At 38.6% G+C, this 14556-nt stretch carries 12 protein-coding genes and 1 pseudogene; all 13 read left to right on the top strand.

What is annotated here, in order from left to right:
* The coding region (locus tag ACT4_RS04845; RefSeq protein ID WP_007480208.1) for a YadA family autotransporter adhesin at positions 1-1047 on the top strand (1047 nt) is incomplete at its 5' end.
* Positions 1048-1277: 230 nt separating this feature from the next.
* Positions 1278-2285: a quinone-dependent dihydroorotate dehydrogenase gene (locus tag ACT4_RS04840; RefSeq protein WP_034604616.1), complete on the top strand. Its 1008-nt coding sequence runs from the start codon at positions 1278-1280 to the stop codon at positions 2283-2285.
* A 1-nt stretch (position 2286) separates the two neighbouring features.
* Entirely contained in the window at positions 2287-2880 is a 594-nt protein-coding gene (locus tag ACT4_RS04835; protein ID WP_007480206.1) for a CvpA family protein, read from the top strand.
* A 40-nt stretch (positions 2881-2920) separates the two neighbouring features.
* Entirely contained in the window at positions 2921-4459 is a 1539-nt protein-coding gene (purF, locus tag ACT4_RS04830) for an amidophosphoribosyltransferase (protein WP_004878808.1), read from the top strand.
* A gap of 104 nt (positions 4460-4563) precedes the next feature.
* Positions 4564-6453 (top strand): M48 family metalloprotease, encoded by a 1890-nt coding sequence (locus ACT4_RS04825; protein ID WP_007480205.1) that lies wholly within the window; start codon positions 4564-4566, stop codon positions 6451-6453.
* 128 nt (positions 6454-6581) lie between these two features.
* Positions 6582-7382, top strand: coding sequence for an undecaprenyl-diphosphate phosphatase (locus ACT4_RS04820; protein WP_004878810.1), 801 nt, complete (start codon positions 6582-6584; stop codon positions 7380-7382).
* A gap of 111 nt (positions 7383-7493) precedes the next feature.
* On the top strand, positions 7494-8291 hold the full coding sequence (locus ACT4_RS04815; RefSeq protein WP_004878811.1) for a PaaX family transcriptional regulator C-terminal domain-containing protein: 798 nt from the start codon (positions 7494-7496) through the stop codon (positions 8289-8291).
* Positions 8292-8411: 120 nt separating this feature from the next.
* Positions 8412-9395 (top strand): fatty acid desaturase family protein, encoded by a 984-nt coding sequence (locus ACT4_RS04810; protein ID WP_007480203.1) that lies wholly within the window; start codon positions 8412-8414, stop codon positions 9393-9395.
* A gap of 52 nt (positions 9396-9447) precedes the next feature.
* A complete protein-coding gene (locus tag ACT4_RS04805; RefSeq protein ID WP_007480202.1) occupies positions 9448-9864 on the top strand; it encodes a PaaI family thioesterase in 417 nt (138 codons plus the stop codon).
* Between the two features lie 122 nt (positions 9865-9986).
* On the top strand, positions 9987-10763 hold the full coding sequence (locus ACT4_RS04800) for a hypothetical protein (protein ID WP_004878814.1): 777 nt from the start codon (positions 9987-9989) through the stop codon (positions 10761-10763).
* A gap of 12 nt (positions 10764-10775) precedes the next feature.
* The gene (locus ACT4_RS04795) at positions 10776-11900 is read left to right on the top strand and encodes a toxic anion resistance protein (RefSeq protein WP_007480201.1); all 1125 of its coding nucleotides are present in this window, start codon (positions 10776-10778) and stop codon (positions 11898-11900) included.
* Between the two features lie 20 nt (positions 11901-11920).
* Positions 11921-12834, top strand: a pseudogene (locus tag ACT4_RS04790) (hypothetical protein).
* Positions 12835-12961: 127 nt separating this feature from the next.
* Positions 12962-14527 (top strand): alkyl hydroperoxide reductase subunit F, encoded by a 1566-nt coding sequence (gene ahpF / locus ACT4_RS04785; protein WP_007480199.1) that lies wholly within the window; start codon positions 12962-12964, stop codon positions 14525-14527.
* The last annotated feature ends 29 nt before the right edge of the window (positions 14528-14556 follow it).

The following is a 14556-nucleotide window of genomic DNA, read 5'->3' as shown; positions in this document are numbered from 1 at the left end:
ACTGGAGCGACAGGTAAGAGTGCTTATGAAATTGCGGTTGATAATGGCTATACGGGCACAGAACAGCAATGGATAGAGGGACAGCAAGGTCAAGGTGGTTCGTCACCATTCTTAGATGCGAAAGCTAATGAATCTAGTACTGGTGCAAAAGCGACAGGTGCAGGTGCAACAGCATTGGGCGATGGTGCTATAGCTGATGGCAATAATAATACGGTTGTTGGTTCAGGAGCATCTGCAACAGGAGAATCGAATACTGTAGTGGGTAAAGGTAACAAAGTTGAAGGAAACCGCTCAGGGGCATTCGGCGATCCAAACGTAATTCAGGCAAACGACAGTTATGCAGTCGGCAATGACAATACCATCACAGGGGATAGAACTTTTGTAGTTGGTAATAATGTAAATACTTCAGCTAAAAATGCTGTTGTGTTGGGTAATGATTCTGCTTCAGATCGAGATAACACTGTATCAGTTGGTGCATCAGGTCAAGAGCGTCAAATTATTCATGTGGCAGCGGGTGTTCAAGATACTGATGCAGTTAACCTCAAACAAATGAAAGATGCTGATGCAAAAGTTCTAAGTGATGCTAAAACGTATGCTGATGTTGGTGATCAGGCAACTTTAAGTAGCGCTAAAGGTTATACAGATAGCCGTGAAACCGTCATGCGACAAGAGTACAAAACTGCTGATGCTAAAGTATTATCAGATGCGAAAGCTTACACTGATACAAAAGTGACTGATCTAGAAAATAGTTTTAGGGATGTATCAAATCGTGTAGATCAAACCAATCAAACCGTTAGAAAGAATCGTGATATTGCTGCACAAGGTATTGCAGGTATTAGTGCAATGACAAATATTCCGATGCCTGCAGAAGCAGGAGCTTCAACTGTTGGTGTAGGTATGGGTTATTACGATAGTCAGTCCGCGATCGCAGTGGGGGCAAGTCATTACTTTGATAATGGTGTTGCAATTAAAGGTGCATTCTCAACTGGCTTTAATAATGGCAATACAACCGCGGTAGGTGCTGGTGTTTCCTATTCTTGGAAATAACACATCATGCATGAATAACAAGTAGGTAAGTACTCGAAGGTACTTACCTATTTTTATTTGATAGAGATGTAAATAAAAAATAGAGGATTTGTATTGAGTTATTTTCATAGTTGTATATTCAAGGAACATTAAAGCAACGACTCTACAAAATAAGCGCTTGTCAGGCATGGCGTTTTGTTAAGCCTATGCCTATAATATGCCTACTTGAAAATCAGTAGACTGTGATTGGTATGTTATATTCATTGGCTCGCCCTTTGTTGTTTACTTTAGCGCCAGAGCGTGCACATGAACTCACACTTTCTATGCTTGATAAAGCGCATAAGTTGGGTTTTATGCATCAAAAAGTTGCTGCAAAACCTGTAACTTGCATGGGTATCGAGTTTCCAAATCCTGTTGGTTTAGCTGCGGGTTTGGATAAAAATGGTGCGCATATCGATGCTTTAGCAGCATTAGGTTTCGGTTTTATCGAAATTGGTACAATCACTCCGCGTCCTCAAGCCGGCAATCCTCAGCCACGTTTATTCCGTATTCCTGAAGCAAAAGCCATTATTAACCGTATGGGTTTTAATAATGATGGTGTTGATAAACTGATTGAAAATGTTAAATCAGCAAAGTTTAAAGGGATTTTAGGAATTAATATTGGAAAAAATGCGGATACTCCTGTCGAAGAAGCTGTTTCTGATTATTTGATTTGTTTAGAAAAAGTATATAATTACGCTTCATATATTACAGTCAATATTTCCTCTCCAAACACTAAAAATCTGCGTAGCTTGCAAAGTGGTGATGCACTTACAGAGTTATTACAAACTTTGAAAGGTCGACAGCTAGAACTTGCTGAACAATATAATCATTATGTTCCTTTAGTGCTCAAAGTTGCTCCTGATCTTACACCAGAAGATATTTCATTTATTGCAGCTCAACTCATTCAGTTCAAAATTGATGGTCTTATTGTGACGAATACGACGCTTGGTCGTGATGGTGTTGAAAATCTTCCAAATGGTAATGAGGCAGGTGGATTGTCTGGTGCACCAGTATTTGAAAAGAGTACGGAGTGTTTAGGTCAATTTGCTGAAGTGCTGAACGGACAGATTCCACTCATTGGTGTTGGTGGTATTTTAAATGGTGAGCAAGCTGTAGCAAAACAGCAAGCAGGAGCGAGCTTGGTTCAAGTTTATAGTGGCCTTATTTATACGGGTCCAACGCTTATTAAAGATTGTGTTAACGCGATGACAGTGTGAAATGAACACGCTTGATATCATTATTCTGATCATTTTGCTCATTGGAGGGCTAAACGGTTTGCGTCAAGGATTTATTAAAGCCTTTGCGAACTTGGTCGGATGGATATTTGCATTGATCATTGGGGCAAAGTACGCAGTTATATTGGCACCTGCAATGAGCAGTCTCAGCCAAGACCCTGTTGTACAAAAAATTGCAGCTTTTGCTTTTATTGTATTGATCATTGTTGTGTGTACATGGATTGTTAGCGCGCTTTTAAATGGGCTCTTGAAAAGTTTAAAACTGGGCCCATTAAATCGTTTAGCAGGTGGTGCTTTTGGCTCTCTAAAAGGACTATTGATTGTTCTGATCGCCATGCAAGGTGTAGGACCTTGGGTGGATAGTTCTCCCCACTGGAAACAGTCAAAATTAATTCAGATTTTATTACCTTATGCTCCTTTGGCGACTGAAATTTCCAAAGATGCTGCAAATCAAGCTTTAGATCAAATGAAGTCTGAAGGTGCGCTATTGCATCGCCCTTCAACTGAAATGGACGAGTCAGAACGTGCTGCTACGGATCAGCGCGCTGACCATTCGACGAAAAATCCTTTTTATTAATTGGGGTCAAACCCCGTTCCTAGCTTGTCGCGAGGTTGCTATGTGTGGAGTTGTTGGGATAGCCGGTAAATCGCCAGTGAACCAAATGTTATTTGATGCCTTGACGATGTTACAACATCGTGGACAAGATGCAGCAGGTATTGTTACTTGCCATCAAGGGCGTTTGTTCCTCCGCAAAGACAATGGTATGGTGCGCGATGTATTCCATACACGTCATATGCGCGCTTTGCTTGGTAACTACGGTATTGGACATGTACGTTATCCAACAGCGGGTTCTTCTAGCAGTGCAGAAGCGCAACCATTTTATGTAAACTCACCTTACGGTATCACGCTTGCACATAATGGTAATTTAACCAACGCAGCTGAAATTCATGATGATCTGTTTAAAACAGATTTACGTCATATGAATACTGATTCTGACTCAGAAGTATTACTTAACGTATTTGCGCATGAGCTACAGAAAATTGGTACTTTAAATCCAACACCTGAAGATATTTTCCATACGGTTTCTCGCGTTCATGAGCGCTGTAAAGGTGCTTATGGTGTCGTTGCCATGATTACAGGTCATGGTTTGGTTGGCTTCCGTGATCCAAATGGTATCCGTCCGTTGATCTACGGTTCAAGAGAAACTGATCAAGGTACAGAATATATTATTGCTTCAGAGTCAGTTGCAATTACTGCACTTGGTTTCAAAATTGAACGTGATATTGCACCAGGTGAAGCTATCTTTATCGACAGCGAAGGTCGATTATTCTCTAAGCAATGTGCAGTAAATCCTGAATACCGTCCATGTATTTTTGAATACGTTTATTTTGCTCGTCCAGACGCAACAATTGATGGTATTTCAGTTTATAAAGCTCGTTTGAAAATGGGCGAAAAGCTTGCGCATAAAATCCTAAAAGAATGGGGTGAGGAGCATGACATTGATGTTGTGATTCCAATCCCTGATACAAGCCGTACATCAGCTTTAGAGTTGGCAAATATTTTAGGCGTGAAGTTCCGTGAAGGTTTCATGAAAAACCGTTATATCGGTCGTACCTTTATTATGCCAGGTCAGCAACAACGTAAAAAATCAGTTCGTCAAAAACTGAACCCAGTAGAGCTTGAATTTAAAGACAAAAATGTTCTTTTAGTCGATGACTCAATTGTACGTGGTACAACGTGTAATGAAATCATTCAGATGGCGCGTGACTCTGGTGCGAAAAAAGTATTCTTTGCCTCAGCAGCACCTATGGTGAAATATCCAAACGTGTATGGTATTGATATGCCAGCAAAATCTGAGCTTATTGCTTCTGATCGTACAGTTGAAGAAATTCGTGAAATTATCGGTGCAGATCGTTTAATTTTCCAAGAAATTGAAGATCTGAAAAATGCTGTGCGTACAAGCAAAGTTCCTGATTTAAGAGAGTTTGATTGTTCTGTCTTTGATGGTGTTTATGTTGCTGGTGGCATTGATAACGACTATTTAATTAACCTTGAGTTAAAACGTAGCGATACGGCTAAGAAAAAAACTGATGGTTATATTGATGTAAATATTGATGCAGCTTCAGTGGATTTAACAGGTATTAAAGAAGAGTAATCGTTTTTAATATCCAGAAAAGCGGGAATTTCCCGCTTTTTTATTTTATGATACAGAAGGCGCTAAAGCCTCGGATAGAAACAATGTAATAAGGAAAATTTACATTGAAAGAAATGAGCCATTATTTAATTGAAAATAAGAATATTGCGTGGTCAGTTAGTTTCTGTATTCTCGCAATGTTATTAACCGTCTTTATTCTCAATTTAATTTTGGGTTTGGTGGTGCATTTCTTTGATTACACTCAGCCGATTTGGTGGCACGTACTTAGCCCGTATTTCATCTTTCTGCTTTTTTTTGTTTTAGTCTGGTCGGTTTGTGCTGAACTTTATGTTCTGCGTGAAGGTGGACATTCGCTTGCCAAGCAATTAAAAGCACGTCGCCTCGTTTTTGATGAAAGTACCCCAGAAGAAAGCACCGCACTTAAAGTGGTAGAGCAAGTTGCGCGTAGTTTTGCAATTGATACACCAGCAGTGTATGTACTGCCCGATGAAGTCGGTGTTAATGCCTTAACCGCAGGTTTTAAATCTCAGGATATCGTGATTATTCTAACTTGGGGTGCTTTGCAGAACTTAGATGAACTTGAGCTGTATGGCTTACTTAGTTATGAGTTTAATCAAATTTTATCTGGTGAAGCTGTTGAAAACACCAAGCTTAAAATTTTATACAGTGGACTAACAACGTTCAGCCAATGGGGAAGTAAATTAGCTCAGGCAGGCTATAACCCTTATGCAACTTCCTATCGAAATAAGTTTGAAACGATTTTTGTGGCAATCGGTGGAGTGATTTGGCTGATTGGTAGTTTGGGTATTTTAATTACTCGTTTAATCAAATATTTGACTTTGAGTGGTCGAACTTTTCGTAATGATTTGAAAACTATGCGGTTGATGAATAACAATGCCAATATCCAGACTTTGCTGCGAATTTATGTGCATCATACTGGTTCGCAGATTCATAGTGCTTATTCTGAATCAATCTCTCATATGTGCTTTGCCAATTCACTGAGTCCGCAAAGCTGGATGAATATTCATCCAAGTATTAAAGATCGTATTTACGAACTGAATCCAACACTGTTGCAAGACTTACAGTTAGAGAATTTGCGTAAACTTCGAAATCGTCCTTTATTCAGTTTGTTTCGATCATTAGAAGAAGAAATTACCGATATTACGACACCTTGGAGTTCACCGCAGCCTTTACCTCTGTTGCGTTTGTCTCCAATTAGTTTTGCGTTGAATGATGCCATTAAGCCTTTGAATCCTGAGATGCGTAAAAATAAAAAGCGTCCAGAGTTAATCCAACGTGCTATGCAGACCGCAACGGGTTCTAGAGAAGTGATGGTGGCGATCTTGATGATTCGTCAATATCGAGAATTTATTCCTCTAGATGCACCTGTGAGCCATGCGATTGTAGATGCTTTGTTGAATCTTGATGGCCGTATTCATGTGCAAATTTTCCATGATGCTTGTAAAAATATTGGTCATATGCCAACCAGTATTGCCCGTCAATTTTTAACTAAGCTTGCTTGTATCATTCAGGAAGATGGTGAAGTTGGTTTACTTGATGCTTTACTTCTTGAGCGTGTTAAACATGAGTTAAACTTGATGCCTGCACATTTGCCAACAGCTTTTGAAGATGTCAAATCGCAGATTGTGCATTTGGTTGATGCGTTATTGCATGTTCAACAAATCAATAGTCCGAATCAGTTAGAAGTGCGTGAACGTATTTTAAGAAAGATTTTAACCGCAGTTGAAATGCAAACTTTTGCTGATATTTCAGATGAGCCTTTAGATTTAGCTGAAATCCTAAATGATGTCTCAGGCCTGTTATTACGTGATCGTCTAAATATCTTGGCGATTGCTGAACGCTGCTTGTGGAGTGATCGGATTATTACTCAAGACGAATTAGATGTTTTGGAATTGCTGTATTGGCGTTTAGGATTTGATACCAAAGATGTTGTTGAACAAATGCAAAAGAAAAACAGCTTGATGATTATCTAGAATCTACTGATAAATTTTTGCTTATTGTGCTGTCAAAATTATTACGTGACAGTCACATAAAATATTCTTATTTACATGTAAGCTTGCCATTTATTTTTATTTTTGTATTTACGCTTTTTGAGTAAGTTATGGAACATATTGAAATTTTAAAAGCCTTATTTTTAGGTTTTATCGAGGGTCTTACCGAATTCTTACCCATTTCAAGTACAGGGCATTTGATCTTATTTGGTCATATGATTGACTTCCATTCAGATGATGGTCGTGTATTTGAAGTTGTTATTCAGCTGGGTGCAATTTTGGCGGTATGTTGGTTATACCGCCAAAAGATTGTGGACTTGATTAAAGGTTTCTTTAGTGGAGATACTGAGGCAAGACACTTTACCTTTAGTGTTTTATTGGCTTTTATCCCTGCTGTCGTGATTGGTATTTTCGCTGTTGATTTCATCAAAAGCGTATTGTTTAGCCCACTTGTTGTGGCAATTGCTTTAATAGTCGGTGGTTTAATTATTTTCTGGGTTGAGTCGATTAAGTTTGATCATAAAACCACTGAAGCAACAAAAATTACCTATAAACAGGCATTTTTAGTGGGTTGTGCGCAGTGTGTTGCAATGATTCCTGGAACATCTCGCTCAGGCGCAACGATTGTTGGTGGAATGTTCTCTGGCTTGTCTCGTAAAGCAGCTACCGAGTTTTCTTTCTTCTTGGCAATGCCAACTATGTTAGGGGCAGCTGTATTTGATTTAGCACGTAATGCGGATGTTCTGACTCAAGAAAACATGCTGAATATCGGTGTTGGTTTTGTCGCGGCATTTATTGCAGCGCTACTTGTAGTGAGTGCATTAGTGAAGTTTGTTGAACGCCATACTTTACGTGTGTTTGCTTGGTATCGTATTGTGCTTGGTATCATTTTATTGTTCATTTTCCTATAAATAATTAAAAATAAGCCTCTTTTAGAAAGATGACTAAAAGAGGCAAATTCTAAGTTAAACTGTTTCACCTTAATTTCGCTCTTTTTATTTTTAAACTGGTTCAATAGCAACATGACAATAGCAAAAATGAATGCCCGTGATTTGATCATTGATTTACTTCTAGGGTTACAAGGTCGTGAGATCTCGATTAAACAAATTATTATTGCGGGGAAACTTTTTGAGATTAGTGAAAACAGCATACGCGTCGCGGTAACTCGATTGTCTGGTGACGGCGTCATTGAGGCGATTGAACGAGGGGTTTATCAATTTACTTTGCAATCACATGAGTGGGCAGATGTGATGCTCAACCGTAAGAACGGAATTAAACAAACCAAAAAATGGAATCAGCAATATTTAGCTGTGTTTACAGGTGAGTTAGGTCGTGTCGATCGTACCGCTTTAAATCGTCGAGAACGAGCGTTGAAACATTTTGGTTTTAAAGAATTAGAGCAAGGGATTTATATTCGTCCAGATAATTTGGCAATTTCATTTGATCATCTTTTTACTGAATTAAAAGCTTCAGGCTTAGAGAGTAGTGCCAAGATTTGTCAGATTTCTCATTTTGATCAAGACACAGTAGAAAAGATCTATCAGTTATGGCCAATAGAGCATCTCAATCAGCACTATAAAAAATACAGTCAAATGATTCAGGAGTGGTTGCTGACGGTAAGTCAATTAAGCTTGGAAGCAGCAGCTAGAGAATCGTTATTACTCGGTCGCCAAACGATTTCACTATTAATGAACGATCCGTTATTGCCCAAAGATTTTGTTGATGTGCAACTAAGAGATCAATTTGCGACAAGCGTTCAACAGCTAGATCGAACAGGTTTGGAATTGTGGCAGAAGTTTTATGAACTCAGTTTAGAGTAAAGATTGATTACAAATATTACTAAAAAATAAATTTTAATAGATTGACAGAAATATTACTTAATTTAAAATAAAATTAAGATTTATGTATTTATAAAATTAGAACAATTGTAGGTAAGGGATATGAATACGCGTATAGCAATCAGTGATTTATTCACGAGAGATGAAATAACGGAATTAACAACTAAATCAGATTTGCATGGTGGCTGGGCTGTTTTTTCTACTTGGGCAGTCATTGGCGGTACTTTTGCTACCGTGGCCGGATTTTGGGAATATTTACCGAATTGGGGAAAATTATTACTCTGTATTGCTGCGCTAATTATTCTGGCAGGTCGTCAGTTAGCTTTGGCAATCATCATGCACGATGCTTCTCATCAAAGTTTATTCAAAACGAAATGGTTAAATGACACTTTAACGGACTGGTTGTGTGCTCGTCCAATCTGGAATGATTTGCATAAGTATCGTGCCCATCATCTGCGTCATCATAGTAAGACTTCTACAATGGATGATCCTGATTTATCGCTTGTAACAGGATTTCCGACGACGAAGAAATCGTTAATGCGTAAATTTATACGTGATTTATCTGGCGTGACTGGATTTAAGTTTGCAGTTGGTCGGGTATTGATGGACGTTGAGAAAATGGAGTGGACGGTGTCGAATGACCGTCGCTGGATTTATCAAGAAGGTCGTCGTTGGTTTGATTATCCCAAAACATTCTTAAAAAATAGTGGTGGTGCGATTGTAACCAATGCAGCTTTATTTTCAGCTTTATGGGCATCAGGGCATCCTAAACTGTATGCACTTTGGGTGCTGGCTTATTTGACACCATTTCCATTGTTTTTGCGAGTTCGTTCGATGGCTGAACATGCTGGTATGGAGACCAGTCATAGCGCATTAACCAACACACGAACCACAAAGGCAGGCTATATTGCTCGGGCTTTAGTTGCACCAATTCATGTGAATTTCCATAAAGAGCATCATTTGATGGCTACTGTTCCATATTTCAAATTGCCAAAGATGCATCAAATGTTGCGCGATAAAGGCCATGTCGAAGAAGCGCCGACATATTGGCAAGTTTTAAATGAGCTTTCAAACCAAGCAGAATAAAATTTGAAACGGACATCTTAAAAAACATCACATTGAAAAATTTGGAAAGCAGATGAAGATTGGAAAGAATGAACTAATTGAGTTTTTGGCTCAAGAGTTTCCACAAGCACTTAAAAAAACCAGCATTGAAGAAATCACCGATAAAGGCGCTCAGTTATTGTATCAAATCGATGCTGATGACTTGCGTCCAGGGCAAACAGTTTCTGGCCCAACACTGATGTTAGTGGCTGATTTCGCGCTCTATGTGGCAATCATGGGTCATATTGGTTTGGTAACCATGGCGGTTACAACCAACATGACCATTAACTTCTTTCGAAAACCGAATGGGAATCAAAATATTCGGGCAGTGTGTAAACTGATTAAAGTAGGTAAAACATTAGTTACAGGTGAGGTTTGGCTCTATTCTTTAGATGATGATGAGCCTGTTGCTCATGTGATTGGAACCTATGCGATTCCACAAAAATCATAAAATCTTTAAAAATAACAATCAACAATCGTGCAAAACATAACAACAATTCAGTATGCGAAATAGTAAGAACATGCTAAAACTAGAATGTTCAAATTTATTTGTTCTTACTATTTTCTACTTCTATGACCATACCGCTTGATTTAATTCCTTTATCACAGCTTGACATAAATCAAGAACATATCTTGGCGATTAAGCGTAATGATTTAGTCCCGTTGCTGAATGATCCGCATCGTTTAAATCATTATGCTGATCATTTGGTGCAAGCTCAAAGCGTACTCTTAAATGGTGTTGATCCTAAATTGAATCAGCAATTGAGCGAAGTTATTCATCAAATTATTCAACAACTATCTCGTTCAAATAAGTATCTGGGCCAAAGAAAATTTAATGTATTGCAAAAATGGCTAGGGATCGACATCGAGTACGATGCTGGTCAGATCAAATACCTAAAGAATTTTGATCGTTTAATTGATGAGGCAAATTATCTCAGTCAAAAATTACAGATAGAGATTCAAAAATCTCAATCACGGTTACAGCAGGTTGTCGGTTTAAGAGAGCAAATGGCTGAGTATATTCGTGCTGCTGAAGAGTTCTTGCAAGAGTATCCTCAGTTCAGTAAGCAACAAACTTTAGATCACTTTGTAGAGCGACTGTCTAAAAAAATAAATACCTTACAAACCTTACAAACCAGTAATGATATTGCATTAAAACAAATGCAGTTATCACAACATTTATCATTTAGCTTATTAGATCGTTTTAAAGAGGCACAGCAGGTTTTGATTCCAGCATGGCGCTATCATTTGGAACAAAGTCGAGAGAGCAATTCGACAAAGACACTTGAACAGTTGGATAAAAGCAGAGAACATCTCATTCAAAATCTTAAGAAATCATTACAGAAATAAGAGGGGAATATTATGTCTAATTCAGAACTGAGCAATTCATCAAATGAACTGGTTGTTAATCAAGAGCAACGCTTTGAACAACTTAACTTGAAAGAATTGGGCTTACAGATTCAAGACTTTGCAGAAGTAATGGATGCACATCAAGAGCTTGCTGACATTAGTACGACAGTTGTTGCTGAATATGGTAAAAATATTGCCAATAAAACATCTACATATACAGATGAGTTGCTTAATCTTGTTCAGAATAAAGACCTAGATGCAACTGGGCAAAAGTTAAATGAAGTTGTGCAAGTTGCACAGCAGTTGAATACGACAAGCATTTTAAATAAATCAAAGAGTTCAGGATTCTTTGGCGGATTGCTAAGTAAGTTTAAAGGTGCAAAGCAAAGTTTTGACCAACACTTTAATACGACAAAAGAACAGATTGATGTTCTTGTGAAAGAAATTGAAAGTTCTCAGTCTGGTTTGAAAGCACGGGTTGGAACTTTGGACAAAATGTTTGATGCCGTTCAAGATGAATATAAACAACTTGGTGTTTATATTGCTGCTGGACAATTGAAGCAACAAGACATTCAACAACAGATTTCAACACTTACAACTCAAGAGCAAGATCAACAGACAACACAGCAGATTTATGATTTAAATCATTTGGCAAATAATCTGGAAAAGCGAGTCAGTGATTTGCAGGTTTTACAACAATCCGCTATGCAAACTTTGCCGATGATTCGGATTATTCAATCCAATAATTTAATGTTGGTTGATAAGTTCTATGCGATCAAAAACATTACGCTTCCTGCATGGAAAAACCAGATTAGCTTAGCGATTTCATTGCAGGAACAAAAAAATAGTGTGCAGTTAGCCAAAGCAATTGATGACACGACCAATGATTTATTGCGTCGAAATGCTGAATTATTGCATCAAAACTCGGTCGATACCGCAAAAGCGAATCAGCGCTCGGTGATTGATGTCGAAACCCTTGAACATGTGCAAAACACCCTCATTAAAACTGTAAATGATGTGATTCAGATTCAGAAAGAAGGAATGCAAAAACGTGCTGAAGCAACGACTCGTTTACGTGCATTACAAGAGAGTTTGAATCAACTGGTTCTAGAAAATAGCCAATCTTCTCAATCATGATTTAAGCAGAGGAAAGATCGTTGTCATCGATAGACGAGTTCAGTGTACAACCAATTGATCAGCGTTTAGTAGTTTTAAAAAAACGCCAACGTCATCTGATGATTTGGTTTTTTTAAGCAGTGCTTTGGTGTTAATGACGATCACTGCATTGTTTTTCCAAAAAGAATTTGTCTATCGCTTTTTTGATCTGTCTATGCACATCCAATCTTTGGATTTACCTTACCATGTTCAAGATCTGATTCCATTTAAACAGCCAGTAGATTATTTTTTTAATTTACTGTCTTGGTTTGGCTGGTTATTTATAAAAATATTCGTTGCATTCATTGGTGCATTTTTATTACTACGTTGGGCAAAAAAATTAAACTTTTTTCGACAACGTTTTCAAGCTTGGACACTGCGAGTCGTTGCTTGGATCATTGCTTTCACACTGTTATGGTCAGGTATGAGTTATATTCAGTATGACTGGCAAGATGAAACTGAAAAAGCTTATCAGCAGTGGATGAGCTATAAAAATAATATTATCGAAAGCCAAATCGCACAGGATTTGAATCAGTCGAATGCTTCTGCAACTGAGAAAGCTTATGTGTTGGCGCAAGTCGCTTTATTGCATGATCCGATAGACCGAAAAACTGCCAATATTTATGTAAATCAGCTAATTAATGCAGAGCGAAATAATCCTACAGAGTTCCAAAAGTACGATTTCAAGCCTGAGCAATTATGGGTTATGCAACAACAGCTCTATGGCAAAAGTATTACATTGATGACACAGCCATTGGATTTACGTGCCCAACAGGCTGAGCGTATCGCTCGAATCGTAAATGTGGTGTTGTGGGGATTGCTGCTCGTCACAATAGCGATAAGTATGGTTTTATATTTTTTAGCATCTCATTTGAAAAGTCGACGTAATCGAATTGCACATCAACTTGATGCTTAGCCTTGTATTCGGTTTATCCGATCAAACTCATAAAAACATACTGTTTTACCTATTTAATGCTTTTGCGTACTATAGCCTCATTGAATGAATTTAGTAGATTTTAAAGTCTTAGCATTTGGAGAAATACATGTTAGATCAAAATATTAAAACTCAATTAAAAGCTTACTTAGAACGTTTAGAAAGTCCGATCGAACTGGTTGCTGCTTTAGATGAGTCTGACAAAGCAGAAAAAATCAAAGAGCTGGTAACTGAGATTGCTGAACTTTCTGATCAAGTTACGGCGCGTTTTGACGGTTCAAACGCTCGCCGTCCTAGTTTTGGTGTGGCTAAAGCAGGCGAACAACCTCGAGTGTTCTTTGCTGGCTTACCAATGGGACATGAGTTTACCTCTTTGATCTTGGCTTTATTACAAGTATCAGGTTATGCCCCAAAAGTCTCTGATGAAGTTTTAACTCAAATCAAAGGCTTAAATTTAACTGCAAACTTTGATGTGTTTGTATCTTTAAGCTGTCATAACTGTCCAGATGTGGTGCAAGCATTAAACCTAATTGCGATTAATAATCCAAATACCACGGCGACCATGATTGATGGTGCTTTCTTCCAAGATGAAGTTGAAGAACGCAAAATCTTGGCAGTGCCAATGGTATTCCAAGACAATCAGCATATCGGTCAAGGTCGTATGACTTTGGAAGAAATCGTGGCTAAGTTAGATACTAACTCTGCTGAGAAAGATGCGGCTGTCATCAATGCCAAGGATGCATTTGATGTATTGGTGATTGGTGGTGGTCCTGCGGGTGGTACAGCAGCGATCTATGCAGCACGTAAAGGCATCAAAACTGGTATCGTGGCTGAGCGCTTTGGTGGTCAGGTGATGGATACCATGGATATTGAAAACTTTACCACGGTTCAAAAAACGGTTGGTCCGAAGTTTGCGCAAGATATGGAAGCGCATGTACGTGAATATGGTGTGGACATTATGAACTTGCAACGTGTTAGCAAAATCACTGGTGCAGACCAAACAGCCAATGGTTTGGTTGAAGTGGAACTTGAGAATGGTGCTAAGCTTGAATCAAAAACCATCATTCTATCAACAGGCGCACGTTGGAGAGAAATGAATGTGCCAGGTGAAGCAGAATACCGTACTCGTGGTGTGGCGTACTGCCCACACTGTGATGGCCCATTATTCAAAGGCAAACGTGTTGCTGTGATTGGCGGTGGTAATTCTGGTGTTGAAGCAGCGATTGACCTAGCTGGGATTGTTGAGCATGTGACTTTGGTTGAGTTTGATACCAAACTTCGTGCAGACCAAGTCTTGCAAGATAAGTTAAATAGCTTACCAAACACCACTGTGATCATGAATGCATTAAGTACAGAAGTGGTGGGTGATGGTGCTCAAGTCACAGCATTGAAATATAAAGACCGTGCGACTGATGTAGAACACACTGTCGAGCTTGCTGGAATCTTTGTACAAATTGGTTTATTACCAAATACAGATTTCTTGAAGAACAGTGCGGTTGAACTCAGCAATCGTGGTGAGATCGTGATCAATGATCGTAACGAAACCAATGTTAAAGGTGTATTTGCTGCAGGTGACTGTACGACTGTACCTTACAAGCAAATTATCATCGCAACAGGTGAAGGTGCGAAGGCTTCTCTCTCTGCTTTTGATTACATGATTCGTTCAGGCGTATAAATCAACTGATATAAAAAAGCACTACTAGT

It is taken from the genome of Acinetobacter sp. NBRC 100985, from assembly GCF_000241225.1.
Taxonomy (GTDB): Bacteria; Pseudomonadota; Gammaproteobacteria; order Pseudomonadales; family Moraxellaceae; genus Acinetobacter; species Acinetobacter venetianus.
Note: the sequence above shows the minus strand (reverse complement) of the source record. Positions and strands in the feature narration are given on the sequence as shown.

Excerpts from the sequence above, each read along its gene's own strand:
- ACT4_RS04835 (WP_007480206.1), top strand. The coding sequence starts at position 2,287 with ATGAACACGCTTGATATCATTATTCTGATCATTTTGCTCATTGGAGGG.
- ACT4_RS04810 (WP_007480203.1), top strand. The coding sequence starts at position 8,412 with ATGAATACGCGTATAGCAATCAGTGATTTATTCACGAGAGATGAAATA.
- purF (WP_004878808.1), top strand. The coding sequence starts at position 2,921 with ATGTGTGGAGTTGTTGGGATAGCCGGTAAATCGCCAGTGAACCAAATG.
- ACT4_RS04805 (WP_007480202.1), top strand. The coding sequence starts at position 9,448 with ATGAAGATTGGAAAGAATGAACTAATTGAGTTTTTGGCTCAAGAGTTT.
- ACT4_RS04815 (WP_004878811.1), top strand. The coding sequence starts at position 7,494 with ATGACAATAGCAAAAATGAATGCCCGTGATTTGATCATTGATTTACTT.
- ahpF (WP_007480199.1), top strand. The coding sequence starts at position 12,962 with ATGTTAGATCAAAATATTAAAACTCAATTAAAAGCTTACTTAGAACGT.
- ACT4_RS04840 (WP_034604616.1), top strand. The coding sequence starts at position 1,278 with ATGTTATATTCATTGGCTCGCCCTTTGTTGTTTACTTTAGCGCCAGAG.
- ACT4_RS04800 (WP_004878814.1), top strand. The coding sequence starts at position 9,987 with ATGACCATACCGCTTGATTTAATTCCTTTATCACAGCTTGACATAAAT.
- ACT4_RS04795 (WP_007480201.1), top strand. The coding sequence starts at position 10,776 with ATGTCTAATTCAGAACTGAGCAATTCATCAAATGAACTGGTTGTTAAT.
- ACT4_RS04820 (WP_004878810.1), top strand. The coding sequence starts at position 6,582 with ATGGAACATATTGAAATTTTAAAAGCCTTATTTTTAGGTTTTATCGAG.